Below are 17,099 nucleotides of genomic sequence, written 5' to 3'. Positions count from 1 at the left end.
TCAAGAGGAGGACCATGAAACAGCGGCGCTTGCAGCACGCCAAATCCGCTGCTTAACTGAAACCCAGATGTGCCAGACCCTCCTTTAGTCAGGCCGCTTGATGTCTCAATTTACCTGACGACGGACAGGCGCGCAATTGTTCGATGTTCATGTGACTTTTGCCCTCCGCAGGTCTGGAACGCAGCTGGCAGTTCAAAACGTATTCCAGTCAATGCAACATCAGTTCAGTATGCCGTCCGGAGCAAAGAGCAGATTTAGCAATCCGTCACGTGCAATCGGTCCCGGCTTCCTGGCCGGTCGCTCGTTGAACCGAACCAGTCTGGCAAACACTACCTTACGGCCATCTTTTTCCGCCCAACCGACGTACCAACCGAAAGGTTGTCCCTTCAACAGTTCGCCATCCTCACCGAATGGTAGCCCTGCTCCTGTCTTTCCATAAACATGCCATCCGCCCGTCTGCTCGCCATTGTCCATCAGACGCTTGGTCTGCATGACAGTTGACGCAGATACCGGCAGTTTTCCTTCGACCATGCGCGTGAGAAACGCAACTTGTTCCTTCGGTGAAATCTTAAGGGAGGAACTCAGCCAGGCGTGCGTCAGCCCGTTTCGCTTTCCTTTGTCTCCGGTAATATCCTCGTTGCCGTAGTCGAATTTGTCGACATATGCCGCGAACCGTTCCCCACCGAGCTTCTCGGTAATTTTCTGCGAATACCAAACAACCGAGTCCCTCATCCACGTTTGCGGTGTCGTGGCCTGTTTCCACTTCGGGTTCCAGGCAGTATATCCCTCCTTAAATGGCCATTTTGGAGTGTCCGACGAAGTAAGGATGCCACTGTCAAAACCCATGAGGCTAATGGCAATCTTGAAGGTCGATGCTGACGAAATTCGATCTGCGCAGTTGCCTTGATCGAGAATGGGGGCAGTCGCACCGATTTCCTTCGCCATGGTGCAGACCATACGCTCCGTTGCCGCCGCCGGTGTCGCCAGCGCGATCAAAGAAGCCGTCATAAAGAGAATTGTTTTCGTCACAAGAACGTCCTTTCTGTACCGGGCACAGATACCGTTCAACCTGTGACAATGTCCAAGTCTCTTTCCGACTGTTTTGTCCTCGATTTGGAATACCTGGGTAGAGTAAGGAGCAAACTTGCGGCGGGCGGGGAGCTTCCCACCCAAAGTTTGAATTAGCTGCGCTTGCGGTGAACGGCGGCTTTAGGAAAGCGGTCTCCGGTTCGTCGAACGACTGATCAGGGAATGCGAAGCCGTTGGTTCGCGATCTTCAGAAACGCGGACGAACATCAACCGAATGAGCTTTCTTCGGCTCGGAATGAGATGGCAATCCCGTCAAAAATACTCCGATCACATTTCATATCGAGCCACCCAGTTGGTCAAACTGCAGATCGGAAGGGCCTGTCGCAACTTTTCCCGCCAGACAGATTTCTGCCTTTTGAGGAAAGTTGCGACACACCCGGCCGTTGTGAAGGTAATGTCACCGCGCAAGAGAAGCTTTCACGGCCTCGCGATCCCAGGTGTCGGCGGTCACGCCGTCTTCGCGCAGCAGATGCTTTTGCACTTTGCCTGATGCCGTCTTCGGCAGGTTTTCCAGAACGCGCAAGTAACGTGGCACCATGAAGCGTGGCAACGTGGCCGAAAGCCTTCCAATAACGGAATTCGCGTCGATCCGTTGTCCGCTGGCAGGCGATACTACGATCAGCACCTCATCCTCGGTGAACTCGGAAGGCACCGCCACGGCGGCGCATTCGCGGATCTCCGGCAGGTTGAGGACTTCGCTCTCCAGCGCAAACGACGAGATGTTCTCGCCTCGCCGCCGGATGACGTCCTTGAGCCGGTCGACAAAGTAGTACGTCCCGTCCTCGCCTCTCCGGAAGCTGTCGCCGGTGTGGAACCAGCCGTTGCGCATGGCCTCGACGGTTGCTGCGGGATTGTTGTAGTAGCCGGCCATCAGCGCCCAGGGACGGTGCGAACGAATGATCAACTCACCCACCTGACCGTCACCCAGCGGCATGTCGTTTTCGTCAACGACCCTAAGCTCGCACCAGGGGCGTGGCTTGCCGGCAATCCCCTTGGTTTTGATGCCGGGGCCTGCGTGCAAAGGACTCGCGATCTCCGTCATGTTGTAAATGGTCCAGGCTTCAACACCAAAGCGTTCGGCAAAAAGAGGGCCATCCTCGCCGAAGGGCGTTATGAAGGCGCGGCGCAACGAATGATTGCGTTCGTCCGGTTGGGCCGTGGCTTTGACCAGAAAGGCGGCCATGACGCCAAGAAGAAGGCAGTAGGTCGATCCGGTCTCGCGAATGGCCTGCCAGAACGTGTCCGTCTTGAACTCGCGCATCATGCCGATTGAAAGGCCGCGCGCCAGCATAGCGTTCACATAAAGCGTCGAACCGCAGTGAAAGATCGGGCCGCAGATCATGCAACGGTCATCGGCCTCGACGCAGTCGAAGGCGTCCGGTCCCATGGTGTAGTGCTGGGCATAGGTGCTCATCACACCTTTGGCGTTGCCGGTGGTGCCCGATGTATACATGATCGCATGAAGGTCCCAGGGTTCGATCGGCTGCGCGAGTTCCAGCGCGTCCGCGTCTTCGGCCTGCGGATCGATCAGCGGTTGGACGTCGTAGCCATCGATTGCGGCGGGTTCGCCCTCGACCACCAGCACGGTCTCAATCTTGCCGGGTTGCACCTCCGCCAGCCGCTCGAGCAGCGCGGCTTGAGCGATCAGAACGGGCGCATCGGCATCGCTGAGGATGTGTTCAAGCATGTGCCCGCGCGCGCCTGTGTTGATGGGCACATAGACCGCGCCGAGGTAGTTGATCGCGAACCAGGTGCAAAGAAGGTCGGGGCTGTTGCCTATTAGACAAAGCACATGATCGCTTCGTTTGACACCCGCCTGGGCCAGCGCGCTCGCCCGCAGGCGCACCTTGCGATGCAGTTCGCCATAGGTCCACGTCGGCCCTGGCCAGAATTGGACGAAGGGGGCGTCAGGCTGGGTTTGTGCATAGCCATCAAGAACATACCGCAGAACTGAACGCCTTCGGTCCAGTGCAGGATCAACCGACCTAACGATTTCTGGGGCCGTGCCCGCAGGCGTATGGGCCATCTTTTCCTCCTCAAGAAAAGTCAAAAACAGGACGCGCGAAGGCTTTTATCCTCTCACATTTCATATTGCACTGTTGCGCCTCAGTGTGCAACATACTTAGTAGTATGTCGCTCTGCCGCAGCGCAATAACGGGAGGAATGAACGCAATGCCGGGTGCTGAGGTTAAGGTTGAAGGCGCAATTGCAACCGTCCGATTCGATCGTGACGGGAACGCCAATGCGCTGGATCATGCGATGATCGATGCGCTGGAGAGGGTAGCCAGAGAGCTTTCGCTCAATCCCGACGTTTCGGTGATAGTGCTGGCCGGGACGCCGAAAATCTTCGCTGCGGGTGTTGATCTGAAGGATGCACGGCTGTGGAACCCACAGGGCCACGCCGTCTCCCGCCATCTATCGATGAACGCGGGCGTGCGCATGAGCACGGCTTGGCGGCTGCTGCCGCAGATCGTCATCGCCGCGCTTGAGGGGCCGGCGATCGGTGGTGGCGCGATCCTTGCCCTTTGCGCCGACTTCCGCGTCATGGCCGAGGATGCCTATCTGCGTTTTCCAGAAATCCGACTGGGTATGACACTCGGCTGGGGCGGGCTGCCGCTGCTGACCGAACGCGTCGGTGCGGGTCGCGCTAAAAGGATATTGTGTTGCGACGAAACGATCGGGGCCGACGAAGCGCTGACGCTCGGCCTCGCCGACCGCAAGGCTGCTGCAGGCGCGGCGCTTGACGAGGCGCAGACATGGGCGAACGAAATTGCGGAAATACCGCCGATGTCGCTGCGCATGACGAAATCCACCATTGACGCCCATGCCCGTCGCAATTGGGCCGAAGGCACCGAGGGCGACCAGTTTCTACTGGCCAAGCTGCTTTCTGAAGGCGGCGCAGGATGATCACTGGCCGGGCGTGAGTTCGTCTGGCTTTTTCATGCACCCGAGTGGTGCTAAACGGGAGGAAAATTGCATGACTTTAATAAGAAGGGCTATTCTGACGTCGGCCTTTTCTGTCGCCCTCGTGGCGGGAGCGCAGGCCGAGCCATATCGGATTGGCGTTCTGACCGACATGTCGGGTATGAATTATGACCTTTCCGGCAAGGGCTCGGAAGTCGCTGCGCAAATGGCTGTCGAGGACTTCGGCGGCACGCTTCTGGGCGAAAATATTGAAGTCATCGTAGGCGACCACCAGAACAAGCCTGATGTCGGCTCAACCCTGGCGCGACGCTGGATCGATGAGCAGAATGTGATCGCAATCGCCGACGTACCGACATCCTCGGTGGCGCTCGCCGTGCAGGAAATTACCCGCCAAAGCGATACAGCGCTGCTGATCTCGACTGCAGGTTCATCAGCTCTTACCGGCGCTTCCTGTTCGCCATCGACCGCCCAGTGGACCTGGGACACCTATGCGCTTGCCAACGGAACCGGCCGTGCAATGACGCTCGAAGGCGACAAGAAATGGTTTTTCCTGACCGTCGATTATACCTTCGGCCACGCGCTCGAGGCCGACACGGCAGCGGCTGTCGAAGCCGCCGGCGGCACTGTTGTCGGCCAGGTCATGCATCCGCGGGAGACTTCCGATTTTTCGTCTTACCTGCTGCAGGCTCAGGCCTCTGGCGCAGATGTGATCGCGCTTGCGAATTCCTCGGGTGATACGATGACCGCTCTGAAACAGGCGGAAGAATTCGGCATCACGGCTGGCGGGCAGAATATCGCCGGCATGCTGCTTTTCCTGACCGACGTCAATGGCGTCGGCCTTGACATCGCGCAGAACCTGACGCTGACGACCGCATTCTACTGGGACATGAACGACGAAACCCGCGCCTGGTCTGAACGTTTTGGCGAGCGGATGGACGGCAAGATGCCGACAATGGTGCATGCCGGGGTTTATTCGGCTGTCATGAACTACCTCAAGGCGGCTGAGGCAACGGGGCAGGTAAAGAGTGGTTCGCGGGTCATGGAAACCATGCGCGGCATGGATATCGACGACTTCTTCAACCGCAACGCCTCCTTGCGCAAGGATGGTCGCGTCGTTCACGACATGTACCTCGTTCAGGTAAAGACGCCCGAGGAATCCGCGGGTCCGTGGGACTATTACAAGGTTCTGCGCACCATTCCGGGTGCCGAGGCGTTCCGGCCGCTCGACAAGAGCGATTGTCCGCTGATCGACGGGTAAAGGCGACATCATGACGATGGCTACCGTTTCGGTGAACGCCACGCTTAAGAGCACCCGTGCCGCACTGTCGGCACGGGGACTCAGCAAGTCCTTCGGAAATTTCCAGGCTGTAAAGGATGTCGACATCGACATTCTTCAGGGCCGAATCCATGCGCTGATCGGTCCAAACGGTGCAGGCAAAAGCACGGTATTCAACCTGCTTAGCAAGTTCCTTCAGCCGAGCGCGGGGACAATCATGTTTGGCGAGACAGACATAACCCGGTTGGCACCGGCCCATGTGGCGCGGCTCGGCGTAGCGCGATCGTTCCAGATCTCAGCCACATTCGGCGACATGTCGCTGGTGGATAATGTCTGCGTGGCGCTGCAAAGGCCGAACGGGCTTGCCGTGCAGTTCTGGCGGTCGCTCGCCAGCCTGTCGCGGCTGAGGCCCCGCGCGATGGAGTTGCTCGCTCGCGTCGGCCTTGCAGACATGGCTGATAAAAGGGCAGCGGACCTTTCCTACGGCCGCAAACGCGCTCTGGAAATTGCCACCACGCTGGCGCTCGACCCGAGAGTGCTCCTTCTTGACGAACCGCTGGCGGGCATGGGCCAGGAGGACGTGCAAACGATGGCCAGGCTCATTTCCGATGTCGCCCGCGACTGCGCTGTCTTGATGGTGGAACACAATATCAAGGTTGTTGCCAATATTGGCGATGACATCACCGTGCTGCAGCGCGGCGAGATCCTCACACAGGGAAGCTACGACGAGGTCAGCGCCGATCCGCGCGTGCGGGAAGCCTATATGGGGACCGAGGACGATGAATGATACTTGCGTGACGACGCGCGAGGCTCGCGGGTCTCAGCAACTTAAAGTGCGCGGCCTGGAAGCCTGGTACCGAGAGAGCCAGGCGCTTTATGGCGTTGATCTTGACGTCTATCCCGGCGAAACCGTCTCCCTGCTCGGTCGCAACGGCGTCGGCAAGACCACGACGTTGCGAAGCCTGATGGGTATCGTGCGCAAGCGGACCGGCACGGTCGAATTCGATCAACAGTCGATTTTGCGATTGCCGCTGCATCGGGTCGCGCGGACCGGCATCGGCTTCGTGCCCGAGGAACGCGGGATCTTTGCCTCGCTGAACGTGGAAGAGAATCTGATGCTGCCGCCGCTGGTGGCCCGCAACGGCAAGGAAATGTCGCTCGACGAGATCTACACGCTGTTTCCAAACCTGCTGGAACGACGTTACAGCCCCGGCACCAAGCTTTCGGGCGGTGAACAGCAGATGCTAGCTATTGCGCGCATCTTACGTACCGGCGTCAGTTTGATCCTGCTCGATGAACCGACCGAAGGTTTGGCCCCGGTGATCGTGAACAGGATCGGTGAGATGCTGAGGGCGCTCAAGGCGCACGGCCTCAGCGTCCTTTTGGTCGAACAGAATTTTCGCTTCGCCGCCAGGATTGCGGATCACTTCTACGTCATGGATCAAGGCGAGATTATTGACAGCTTTGCAGTCGCCGAACTGCCCGGAAGGCGCGAAGCGCTGAACAAGGCCCTAGGAGTCTGACATGACAATGATTTTTGGCGTGCCGCTTGTGGTGCTGACCGGTCAGGTGATGATCGGTCTGATCAACGGATCGTTTTACGCGCTCTTGTCGCTCGGTCTGGCGGTGATATTCGGGCTGTTGCGCGTGGTGAACTTCGCCCATGGGGCCTTCTACATGCTCGGAGCCTTCGTTGCGTGGATGCTTGGCCAATATCTGGGACTGGGTTACTGGGGATCGCTGCTGATTGCACCTATCATCGTTGGTCTTGCCGGCGCGCTGGTTGAGCGCACTATGTTGCGCCGTCTCTATGATCTCGACCACCTCTACGGCCTGCTCTTCACTTTCGGTCTCGCGCTGCTTCTGGAGGGGGTGTTCCAGCATCTTTACGGTGTGTCCGGCAAACCCTTTTCGGCCCCGGTTGAAATGCGGGGCGTCGTGCGCACCGATTTCGTGACAGTGCCCGTATATCGAGGCTGGGTTGTCGTCGCCTCTCTGCTGATATGCTTCGGCACTTGGGCGCTGATCGAAAAGACCAAGATCGGGTCCTACCTGCGCGCTGCAACCGAAGATTCCATCCTCGTGCAGGCATTCGGGGTCAATGTGCCACTCCTGCTGACCCTGACTTATGCCTTCGGTTGCGGGCTTGCGGGCATTGCCGGGGTCCTTGCAGCTCCGATCTTTCAGGTGAGCCCAACGATGGGCTCCAACATGATCATTATCATCTTCGCAGTGGTCGTTGTCGGCGGCATGGGATCGATTCTCGGCGCCATAGCCACGGGCTATCTGCTGGGGCTCGTCGAGGGTCTGACCAAGGTGTTTTATCCCGAGGCAGCGAATATTGCGATCTTCGTCATCATGGCGATCGTTCTGCTGTTGCGCCCCGCAGGTCTCTTCGGAAAGGAGAACTGAGATGATCGAAGCCGAAGAATTCGAAACGGTAGTCGACACCACCCGTCCGCACCGGCTTCAACAGCTCGTCATGCTGGCGCTCATCGCCCTGCTGATGCTGCTTCCGCTCTGGGTTTATCCGGTTTTGCTGATGAAGCTGATGTGCTTCGCTCTTTTCGCCTCGGCATTCAACCTGTTGCTTGGCTATGGCGGCCTCCTTTCCTTTGGCCATGCTGCTTTTTTCGGCGGTTCCGCGTATGTCACAGCTCATGCGCTGAAGGTCTGGGAGGTGAACCCCGAGTTTGCCATTTTTGCAGGGGTCGCCGCCGCGCTGGTGCTGGGCCTGATCATGGGGCTGCTGGCGGTGCGCCGGCAGGGAATCTATTTTGCGATGATCACCCTAGCGCTTGCGCAGATGTTCTACTTCTTCTGCCTGCAAGCCCCTTTCACCCATGGCGAAGACGGGATTCAGGGTTTCTCGCGCGGGCGTCTTTTCGGATTGATCGATCTCGCCGACAGCAATGTGCTTTACTACGTCATCGCCGTCGTCTTCGTTGCGAGCATCTTTGCGATCAGGCGGATTGTATATTCGCCCTACGGTATGGTCTTGCAGGCCATCCGCGAGAATGAGCAAAGGGCAGTCTCGCTTGGCTACTCGGTGCAACGCTACAAGCTTGGCGCCTTTGTGATGTCGGCTGGCTTTGCTGGGCTTGCTGGCGGACTCAAGGCAATTCTGTTCCAGTTCGCCACGTTGACGGACGTGAATTGGCACATGTCGGGCGAGGTGATCCTGATGACGCTTCTCGGCGGGATCGGCAGCATTGCGGGGCCAATCGTCGGCGCGGGGCTGGTTGTCACCCTTCAGAACTATTTTGCCACCACCGGGTTTCCAGTAACCACGGCGCTTGGCGCAACTTTCATTGTCTGCGTTCTGCTGTTCCGGCGTGGAATCGTGGGGGAACTTCGCCACCGTTTCGCAGCCAGGAGCAAACAATGAGCATCGCAGTGTCCAGGCAGGCGTTCAGTGTGCTGCCAGATTGGGTCGACTACAACGGCCACATGGGCGATTTCGCGTATGGCATCGCCTTTTCTCGGTCGGTCACTGCGCTGATGGAGGAAATCGCCCTCGACGAGTCCTACCGCACCGAAAATGAAGCCACGCTCTACACGCTTGAGATGCGGATCGGTTATCAGCGAGAGTGCCATGAGGGCGATACCTTCACGGTCGGCACGCGGGTCCTGGCGGTTGATCTCAAGCGGATGCACCTCTATCAGGAGATGCTGGACGAGAGCGGAGAGCGGTTGGCATGGTGCGAGCAAGTGCTGCTCCATGTTGCCCGCAAGTCCGGCGAGCCGAAGGCCGCGCCTTTTCCTCCGATTGTCGCCGCACACCTCGAGACGTTGGAAAGGGCACAGCGGGACCAACCTTACCCGGACTGGCTCAATCGGCGCACCGGCATCGGTTGAGTTTGAGGTTCCAGGCTCGCCCGTCCGGCCTCTTCAGTGCATACCGGACAAGCCTTGAAGCCAATGAGAAAACGGCCACCGTTCACGCTGACCGTTTCACGGCTTTTGCTCAGAGAACTTCGAAGAGTCCTGCAGCTCCCATGCCGCCGCCAACACACATGGTGACGACAACGTAACGCGCGCCACGCCGCTTACCTTCTATCAGGGCGTGGCCGACCATGCGTGCGCCCGACATACCATAGGGATGGCCAATCGAGATTGCGCCACCGTTCACGTTCATCAGCTCCTCCGGAATGCCAAGCCGGTCGCGCACGGGGATGACCTGGGCGGCGAAGGCTTCGTTCAATTCCCAGAGGCCGATATCGTCGACGCTCATTCCGTGGGTGGCGAGAAGCTTTGTGATCGCGGAAATCGGGCCGATCCCCATCTCCTCTGGCGAAACGCCGGTCACGGCAATGCCGCGATAAAGACCGAGCGGCGTGACCCCGCGGCGTTCCGCCTGGCTGCGTTCCATCAGAACTGCGGCGGACGCGCCATCAGACAATTGCGAGGCATTGCCGGCAGTCACAAACTCGCCCTCCGCCACCTGCTGGCCATCCTTGAATACCGGGGCAAGGCTGGCGAGACCGTCCAGAGTTGTGCCGGGGCGGTTTCCCTCGTCGCGCTCGAGGGTCACTTCCCGCATCGTGGTTTCGCCAGTCTCACGGTCGGTGACTTGCATGACCGTGCTGAGCGGCACGATCTCCTTGGCGAACCTGCCGGCTACTTGGGCAGCGGCGGTGCGATGTTGCGACTGCAGGGCGTAGGCATCCTGGGCTTCGCGGCTCACACCATTGCGGCGCGCGACGATCTCCGCGGTTTCCACCATCGACATATAGGTCGCGGGAAGCCGCTCGGTAATCCATGGATCCTGCCAGTTACGGGTGTTCATCTCGCGAGTCTGAACCAGCGAAATCTGCTCGACACCGCCGCCAATCGTCACATCCATCCCGTCGGATATGATCTGCTTTGCAGCGATCGCGATCGCCATCAGGCCTGAAGCACATTGCCGGTCTACGCTTTGTCCCGGAACGGTCACGGGAAGGCCGGCGCGCAGAAGGCCCGTGCGAGCGATGTTCATATGCGTGGTGCCCTGCTGGAGGGCGGCCCCCACGACCACATCCTCGATCTCTGCGGGGGCGACACCCGCGCGGCTGACGGCGTGCTCGATAGCATGGCCGATCAAGCGGGGTGCAGTGGTGGCATTGAAGGCACCACGATAGGCTTTTCCAATCGGCGTACGAGCGGTCGAAACGATGACGGCTTCCCTCATGACAGGGGCTCCTTGTTATCGGTGGCAACATCACGGAACAGCGCCTCAGCGCACGCCCGCAACTCAGGCGTGAGCGAGATCGGACGGCGAGCTGCTCGGCTCACATAAACGTGGACAACATGCCCCCGCGCGGCGCAAGTGCCGCCCGTTCGGTCAAAAAGACCAAAGCCCCAGGACAGGCTGCTTCGCCCGATGACCTCGACGCGAACACCGATGCTGAGGCTTGCGGGAAAGGTGATCTCGCGAAAGTACTGAGCGCCGTTCTGCACTACCAGCCCGATTGGCCCCTCGGCATCGGCTGAGAGATCAAGCGCGCCATGCTCAAGCAGAGCCATATTCATCGCGGTGTCGAAGTAGGACAGGTAGGCCACGTTGTTCACATGGCCATAAATGTCGCAATCGTTCCATTGTGGCGCCGTATCGTAGTGCCAGGCGTAAGCGCTGCTCGGAAGCGGCGCGAGACGTTCGCTCATCGCCTCAGTCCTCCTTCGCCAATGCCGCACGGGCATTTGCGATGATCCGATCAACGTGATCGAGACCTGCCATCACTTCGATTTGCCCGTCTAGGCTGGCGATCTCCTCGAAACGGTTTCCGACCGTTTCGGGCGTGAACTCCTGACCCGCGAAGCACACGCCCTGGCTCTCGACCAGCGCGAGACGCGCTACGGTGCCCGCGCCTGCGAGCAATGCGGTGCGAGAGGGGGCATCACGGCTCACCAGCCAGACCGCGGCGGGCGATACCAATTCGGGCGACAGAAGCTCCAGCATTGACGGGTCCATCATATCGCCGGTCATGCGCGTTGCCGCGGTAGGCAAAATCGCGTTGACGTGGATACCGTATTTTGCGCCTTCGAGATGGAGCACGTTCATCAGCCCGAGAACGCCCATCTTGGCGGCGCCATAATTGGACTGGCCGAAATTGCCATAGCTGCCAGACGTCGAGGAGGTGACGAGGACGCGGCCGTATTTCTGTTCGCGCATTTGCGCCCAGACCGCCTTCGTCGCGATCGTTGCGCCCATCAGATGCACCTCGACCACGCGCCGAAAATCCTCGATTTCCATCTTTGCGAAGGATTTGTCGCGAAGAATGCCCGCATTGTTGATCAGCACATCGATACGACCAAAGGCCGAAAGTGCCTGGTCCACCATCTGTGTCATATCGGCTTCTGAGGCGACATTGCCGGCATTGGCGATGGCGCGTCCACCCGCCGCGGTGATCTCCCGCACGACGGCTTCGCTGGCCTCTGTGGTGCCGCCGCTACCGTCGCGCCTGCCGCCAAAATCGTTCACCACGACGGCAGCGCCGTGCTTGGCAAGAGTGAGAGCATGTGAATAGCCCAGACCACCTCCCGCGCCGGTGACGATCGCCACCTGATCTTTGAATGAAACCGTCATGTCATCTCCATCAAATTGGCTGTCTTGATAATTCCGGTGTTGTCTGTGGCCGCGTCGCGCCGTCAATCCGTTTCTTGGTCCCCAACCACCGTCAGGACCAGCCAACTGGCTGCCAGAGCGGGCCGCTCCGTCCCTTCGATTTCAACGCGCGCGTTGTAGCTGCGCAGAACGCCCTCCGCCCTGGGGGTTTCATTCTCCAGTTTGAAGCTGCCGCGCACGCGCGCACCCACAGGAACAGGGTTGAGAAAGCGCAGCTTGTCGAAACCGTAGTTGACTTCCACCGCCCCTACTTCCGCCTGCGGCAGGGCGCTGCGGGTGAAGGCGGTCAGCATCGATAGCAGGTAGAAACCGTGCACGATCGTACCGCCGTAGCTGGTCTCTGCCTTCGCCCGCTCAGGGTCGACATGAATGAACTGATGGTCGTCAATCGCGTCAGCAAACCGGTCGACCATCGGCTGATCGACGGTTTTCCACTCGGAAACAAAGGGGGCGTGTGCTTCTTTCAACTTGGGCGCTCCTTGTACGCGGATGACTTTCTTGTTGCAACATACTCAGTAGTATGCAAACTCGAAACTGTCCAGACCGTATGCGTGTCATCAAGTTTGTTGTTCGCTTTCGGGATCGGCTTTATTGCTGGAAGGATGGACCTTAAGAAATTGACCGTAGGGGGCAAACGGTGGCCAAAAACGAAATGCACCGCGAATGGGCGCTGAAAACCCGAGGTCAGGAAGAGTCTGGCTATCTTGTCGAGAGCGTGGTTGAAATTCTGGATTGCGCCGCGCTCTGTTTCACCGAAATGGGGTTTCAGGGCACCAGCATCGATGATGTTGCTCGCCGCCTTGGCGCAACCAAGGGACGCATCTACCATTACTTCCGCTCCAAGACCGACCTTTTCTTTGAGGTGCACCGCGAAGGAATGAGACGGTTGATGGACGCGGTGAGCGAAGCGATGTCACCCGAGGGGGCTGGTCGCGAAAAGCTTATGCGCATGCTGGAGGCGCATGCTCTGACGATGATGCAGAATATCGCTTATGAAGCAGTCGTGGTGCAGGGCGTGCACATGCACCGCCTCGGTGCGACCACCCCCGAACAACGCGCTAGTCTCGATGAACTGATGAGTATCAGGCAAAAGTTCGAACAGCTTTTCGTCGATGCATTTCGCCAAGGCCAGGCCGATGGCAGCATCCGTCCGGACATCGACGTTTCGTTGGCCGTCAAAGGCATGCTCGGCGCAGTAAACTGGATGACGATCTGGTATCGCCCGCGATCCGGCGAAAGCCCTGAACAGCAGCGCGCAATGGCGCATCGCATGGCCGAGTTGCAGATTGGCGGGATTTCCGGATGAAACCTAAGCCGTCCAGCCTTTCGCCGTCGCGCCCGCTATCCCTCACGCGTTGAGCTTCGGCAACTGGCACTTGGCGCGACAACCGACCTTCGAGGAAACCATGAATAGATTTGCATTCAATACCGCCAAGTCGATCCGGTTCGGGGTCGACATGATCGATGATCTGGCGACGCTCGTACATGCTCAGATCGGCAAACGCATCATGCTTGTCACAGATCCTGGCATGATGGCGACGGGGATTGTTGACCGGGCAGTTGGCCTGCTGCGCGAAGGCGGCATCGCCGTGGAACTGTTCGCCGACGTCCAAGCGGATCCGCCCGAGCAAGTAGTGCTTTCAGCGGTCACTGCAGCTCGGTCGGCGCTCGCGCAAGGTATTGTCGGTCTTGGTGGCGGGTCATCGCTGGATGTTGCCAAGCTGGTTGCCCTCCTGGTTCCCGGCGAAGAAACGCTTGCAGATGTCTACGGCGTTGACAAGGTGCGTGGTCGGCGTCTGCCGCTCATCTTGGTGCCGACGACCGCCGGAACCGGTTCTGAAGTCACGCCGATATCGATCGTCACCACTGGCGAGAACCAGAAGATGGGCGTGGTCTCGCCTGAGCTTCTTCCCGATATCGCCCTGCTAGATCCGGTTCTGACCTATGGCCTCCCGCCACACATAACTGCGGCGACGGGTATCGACGCCATGGTTCATGCGATCGAGGCCTTCGCCTCGGCCAGCCCCAATAACAACCCTCTGTCACGCATGCTGGCGTCGCAGGCCCTGACGCTGATGGGACGGTCCCTTTTGAAGGCAGTTGAAGACGGGTCGGACACGGCAGCGCGCTCCGACATGCTTCTTGGATCGATGCTGGCCGGCCAGGCCTTCGCCAATTCGCCGGTCGCTGCGGTGCACGCGCTGGCCTATCCGCTCGGCGGGCACTTCCACATACCGCACGGCCTCTCGAACGCGTTGGTTTTACCGCATGTTCTACGTTTTAATATTGTCACCTCGCCCGGCCCTTATGCAGAGCTCGCGCCTTACGCTTTTCCGGAGCTGTCGGCTTTGGAGGGGCAGGAACGAGCCGTGGCCTTCTGCGAGAAGCTGGAGGAGCTGTCGCGCGCCTGCGGTCTGCAACCTAATCTAAGAGCAATGAACATTCCTCAAGACATGCTTCCGATACTTGCATCCGATGCGATGAACCAGACCCGACTTCTGGTCAACAACCCGCGCCCGGTATCCGAGGAGGATGTGCTTTCAATCTATCGCGCGGCTTTCTGAGCCGGCAGCGGCGCCTGTGGCTCAGGAAGGGCTTCGGCTTGACCGGTCAATGGAGCGTCTGCGAACAGAACGATCTGCTTGCGATGATCTTCGGAATTGAAAAAGTTAACGAAACCTGAAAGTCGCTCCCAAAACATGAGAAAGCTGCCCGTCGGCGAAAGTTGCGACAAGCCCTGACGCTCGCCAGTTTCAAACCCGAAGCTGTTGCGTCTCGCCGATCAGAATAAGTTGGCAATCCCCGTTCATGTCATCGCGAACAGCACTCCCGGGCTGAGGATATTCTGCGGATCCAGAGCCGTTTTCATCGTCTGCATCAACTGCATTTCAGATTTACTGCGACTTTTGTCAAGCCAACGGACCTTGATACGGCCGATGCCGTGTTCGGCAGTTACCGCTCCTCCCCACGAACTCAGCAAGCTGTAGACGGTCTCTTCGATCCGCTCTTCGGCTTCCTTGCTACCCTCGTGGGCCACAAGGAGATGCGCGTTGCCATCCCCCACATGACCGACCTTGAGTGTCTGTCCGGCACAGTCCAACGCGGCCAGGGGCCCATCGACGGCATCGCAGAACCGGCCGAGATCCGACGGAGCCAGGCCGATATCGAAATTGATATGCGGGCCAAGATCCGCATCGACCTCCCCCACGGCTTCGCGGATGGCCCAAAGCGCCTGCATTTCTGCTACCGACTTGGCGAGAATGCCGTCGATGACCTCGCCCGCCTCGAACCGCTCGGCAAAGAACGCCTCCATCTGCTCGCCGGCGTCGTCTTCGCCGGAGACCACTTCCAGAAGAAGATAGAAACCATGCCGGTCTTTAAAGGGAGAAGTTACGAGCTGTGTCTGGTGACACACGAAATCCCAGTAGTCGGGCCACATGCCCTCAAATGCCGCGACGCGGGTGCCGAACCTGGTGCGCGCGGCAGCCAGACAGGCCAGCGCGGCCGCATGATCGGGAAGCGCCAGAAGCGCCAGCGCGCTGTGGGGAACGCTCGGGCGCAATTGCAGAACGGCGCGGGTGATCACCCCCAGCGTTCCCTCAGAGCCTATAAAGACATGTTTCAGATCGAAACCGGAATTGTCCTTCACCGTCTTGCCGAGTCGAGAAATCACCGATCCGTCTGCCAGAACCGCCTCGAGACCGAGTACATTCTGACGGGTCATGCCGTGTTGCAGTACCCGGATGCCGCCGGCATTGGTGGCAATCGTGCCTCCGATGGTTGCCGACCCCCTGGAGCCGATATCGACGGGATATTCGAACCCGGCATCGCGCGCTGCCATCTGCACTGTTTCAAGCGGCGTGCCGGCCCAAGCGGTCAGTGTCATCGCCTGCCGGTCGAGCTCGATAATCCCGGTCAGGCGTTCGCTCGACAGCACGACCGAGCGGGCAAGGCCGCACGCGCCGCCGGACAGACCGGTTCGCCCCCCTTGCGGAATAACGGTTAAATTATGCCCGTTGCAGATTTCCAGCGCACGCGCCACCTCTTCCGTCGTCGCAGGACGCACAACCGCCAGTGGTGCCTCGCCCGCAAGACCGGACTGGTCCGCGGCATAGCGCTGGCAATCCTCCCGCGTGCTTAACAGCCCCTTGGGGCCGAAAACTCGTTTCAGGTACTCAAGGCCTGCATGGCTGCGGCGGGCCAAGTCGTCTTGCATCTTCAATTACTCCATCTATTATGCAGCTCTCATTTCTCGGTGATCTGCCGTCAACGGTTCACAATGACCTCCAGCAACATTCTTGCCCGCCTTCCCGGCTTGCGGCAATTCGTCGAAGTTGCCCGCCAGGGTTCGTTTCGCGCTGCCGCAGACAAACTCAACGTCGCGCCGTCGGCCGTGAGCAAGCAAATCAAGAATCTCGAACTCAGCCTGGATGCCGAACTCTTCCGCCGCGCCCGCGGACGGGCCGGGCTGGAACTGACCGAAGCCGGAGAGATTCTGCTCTACCGCTGCGCATCGGTGATCAACGAACTCAGCATCGCGCGGGATGAGCTGAACGAGTTGCGCGGCCTGCAACGGGGACATCTGCGCCTGGGTGTAAACGAAGTGCTCGCTTCGGACCTCCTTCCGGGTGTCATCAGAAACCTGCACAGCAACCATCCGAATTTGCGCTACACCATTTTTGTCGAAAACACCCCGGAAATGCTGTCCCGCATGCATGACGGGGATATCGACATCGGCCTCGGCTACAATTTCCCGTCTTCGCCTGAATTGGAAACCCTTGCCACCTTGCAGCGGCGAACCTTTCTCATCACCTCGCTCGACCATCCCCTCGCCCACCGTCGTAGGGTCCGTCTGGAAGAAATCGCCGGAGAAAAGGTGATTTTTCCGGACAAATCGCTGGCGCTCTACCAGATGCTACAGGACGCACTGGTGCACTCTTCCGTCGATGTGAAGGACGTCATGACCACCAACTCCTTCACGCTTCTGCGTCAAATGGTGCAGGACGGTGTCGGCGTCAGCGTGGTGATCGGCCGATTCCTTCAGAAAAAACGCGAGGACATCGCCTTCATCGAGATCGACAATCCTATGATCGTCAGCAAACCGCTGTCCTGCTGCCGCATCGCCGGGCGCACGCCGACTGCTTCCTCCGTGGCTTTCGCCTTCGCGATCAAGTCGCTGTTCGCCCAATACGGCGGGTGAAGCGT

Annotated in this window: 17 protein-coding genes; 10 read left to right on the top strand and 7 right to left on the bottom strand. The window is 59.2% G+C overall.

What is annotated here, in order from left to right; all coding sequences use genetic code 11:
- Window positions 1-219: 219 nt before the first annotated feature.
- Together blaOXA and FMN63_RS03020 are read right to left on the bottom strand one after the other, a co-directional pair.
- Window positions 220-1,029, bottom strand: a complete 810-nt coding sequence (gene blaOXA / locus FMN63_RS03025; RefSeq protein WP_148582479.1) for a class D beta-lactamase — start codon at window positions 1,027-1,029, stop codon at window positions 220-222.
- A gap of 457 nt (window positions 1,030-1,486) precedes the next feature.
- Complete coding sequence (locus tag FMN63_RS03020) at window positions 1,487-3,115, bottom strand: AMP-binding protein (protein WP_148582478.1); 1,629 nt, start codon at window positions 3,113-3,115, stop codon at window positions 1,487-1,489.
- A gap of 137 nt (window positions 3,116-3,252) precedes the next feature.
- Between FMN63_RS03020 and FMN63_RS03015 the strand changes: the two genes are divergently transcribed.
- The 7 genes from FMN63_RS03015 (at window position 3,253) to FMN63_RS02985 (ending at window position 9,148) form a co-directional block, all read left to right on the top strand.
- The gene (locus tag FMN63_RS03015; protein ID WP_205513833.1) at window positions 3,253-3,996 is read left to right on the top strand and encodes an enoyl-CoA hydratase/isomerase family protein; all 744 of its coding nucleotides are present in this window, start codon (window positions 3,253-3,255) and stop codon (window positions 3,994-3,996) included.
- A 70-nt stretch (window positions 3,997-4,066) separates the two neighbouring features.
- Window positions 4,067-5,272 carry an ABC transporter substrate-binding protein gene (locus FMN63_RS03010; RefSeq protein WP_148582477.1) on the top strand — a complete coding sequence of 402 codons (1,206 nt, stop codon included), beginning with the start codon at window positions 4,067-4,069 and terminating at the stop codon, window positions 5,270-5,272.
- Between the two features lie 10 nt (window positions 5,273-5,282).
- On the top strand, window positions 5,283-6,077 hold the full coding sequence (locus FMN63_RS03005; protein WP_286192534.1) for an ABC transporter ATP-binding protein: 795 nt from the start codon (window positions 5,283-5,285) through the stop codon (window positions 6,075-6,077).
- On the top strand, window positions 6,070-6,813 hold the full coding sequence (locus FMN63_RS03000) for an ABC transporter ATP-binding protein (RefSeq protein ID WP_148582476.1): 744 nt from the start codon (window positions 6,070-6,072) through the stop codon (window positions 6,811-6,813). The genes FMN63_RS03005 and FMN63_RS03000 overlap by 8 nt, the downstream gene beginning before the upstream one ends.
- Window position 6,814: 1 nt before the next feature.
- The gene (locus FMN63_RS02995) at window positions 6,815-7,702 is read left to right on the top strand and encodes a branched-chain amino acid ABC transporter permease (RefSeq protein ID WP_148582475.1); all 888 of its coding nucleotides are present in this window, start codon (window positions 6,815-6,817) and stop codon (window positions 7,700-7,702) included.
- 1 nt (window position 7,703) lies between these two features.
- On the top strand, window positions 7,704-8,678 hold the full coding sequence (locus FMN63_RS02990) for a branched-chain amino acid ABC transporter permease (RefSeq protein WP_148582474.1): 975 nt from the start codon (window positions 7,704-7,706) through the stop codon (window positions 8,676-8,678).
- On the top strand, window positions 8,675-9,148 hold the full coding sequence (locus tag FMN63_RS02985; RefSeq protein ID WP_148582473.1) for a thioesterase family protein: 474 nt from the start codon (window positions 8,675-8,677) through the stop codon (window positions 9,146-9,148). Before FMN63_RS02990 ends, FMN63_RS02985 begins: the two co-directional genes overlap by 4 nt.
- A gap of 109 nt (window positions 9,149-9,257) precedes the next feature.
- On the opposite strand, the gene FMN63_RS02980 is transcribed toward FMN63_RS02985, so the two are convergent.
- From FMN63_RS02980 to FMN63_RS02965, 4 genes are all read right to left on the bottom strand, one after another.
- On the bottom strand, window positions 9,258-10,460 hold the full coding sequence (locus FMN63_RS02980) for an acetyl-CoA C-acyltransferase (RefSeq protein ID WP_148582472.1): 1,203 nt from the start codon (window positions 10,458-10,460) through the stop codon (window positions 9,258-9,260).
- A complete protein-coding gene (locus FMN63_RS02975; protein ID WP_148582471.1) occupies window positions 10,457-10,933 on the bottom strand; it encodes an acyl-CoA thioesterase in 477 nt (158 codons plus the stop codon). Before FMN63_RS02975 ends, FMN63_RS02980 begins: the two co-directional genes overlap by 4 nt.
- A gap of 4 nt (window positions 10,934-10,937) precedes the next feature.
- The gene (locus FMN63_RS02970) at window positions 10,938-11,855 is read right to left on the bottom strand and encodes an SDR family NAD(P)-dependent oxidoreductase (RefSeq protein WP_148582470.1); all 918 of its coding nucleotides are present in this window, start codon (window positions 11,853-11,855) and stop codon (window positions 10,938-10,940) included.
- Window positions 11,856-11,917: 62 nt separating this feature from the next.
- Entirely contained in the window at window positions 11,918-12,361 is a 444-nt protein-coding gene (locus tag FMN63_RS02965; protein WP_209000912.1) for a MaoC family dehydratase, read from the bottom strand.
- 170 nt (window positions 12,362-12,531) lie between these two features.
- Between FMN63_RS02965 and FMN63_RS02960 the strand changes: the two genes are divergently transcribed.
- On the top strand, window positions 12,532-13,200 hold the full coding sequence (locus FMN63_RS02960) for a TetR/AcrR family transcriptional regulator (RefSeq protein WP_205513831.1): 669 nt from the start codon (window positions 12,532-12,534) through the stop codon (window positions 13,198-13,200).
- 100 nt (window positions 13,201-13,300) lie between these two features.
- Window positions 13,301-14,458: an iron-containing alcohol dehydrogenase gene (locus FMN63_RS02955; RefSeq protein WP_148582469.1), complete on the top strand. Its 1,158-nt coding sequence runs from the start codon at window positions 13,301-13,303 to the stop codon at window positions 14,456-14,458.
- 242 nt (window positions 14,459-14,700) lie between these two features.
- On the opposite strand, the gene FMN63_RS02950 is transcribed toward FMN63_RS02955, so the two are convergent.
- Window positions 14,701-16,110 (bottom strand): FAD-binding oxidoreductase, encoded by a 1,410-nt coding sequence (locus FMN63_RS02950; protein WP_148582468.1) that lies wholly within the window; start codon window positions 16,108-16,110, stop codon window positions 14,701-14,703.
- Between the two features lie 63 nt (window positions 16,111-16,173).
- Between FMN63_RS02950 and FMN63_RS02945 the strand changes: the two genes are divergently transcribed.
- Window positions 16,174-17,094: a LysR family transcriptional regulator gene (locus FMN63_RS02945; RefSeq protein ID WP_148582467.1), complete on the top strand. Its 921-nt coding sequence runs from the start codon at window positions 16,174-16,176 to the stop codon at window positions 17,092-17,094.
- Window positions 17,095-17,099 lie beyond the last annotated feature (5 nt).

Source organism: Stappia sp. BW2 (genome assembly GCF_008107695.1).
GTDB lineage: Bacteria > Pseudomonadota > Alphaproteobacteria > Rhizobiales > Stappiaceae > Roseibium.
The sequence above is the reverse complement of the archived record's forward strand: the minus strand, read 5'-3'. Positions and strand labels throughout refer to the sequence as shown.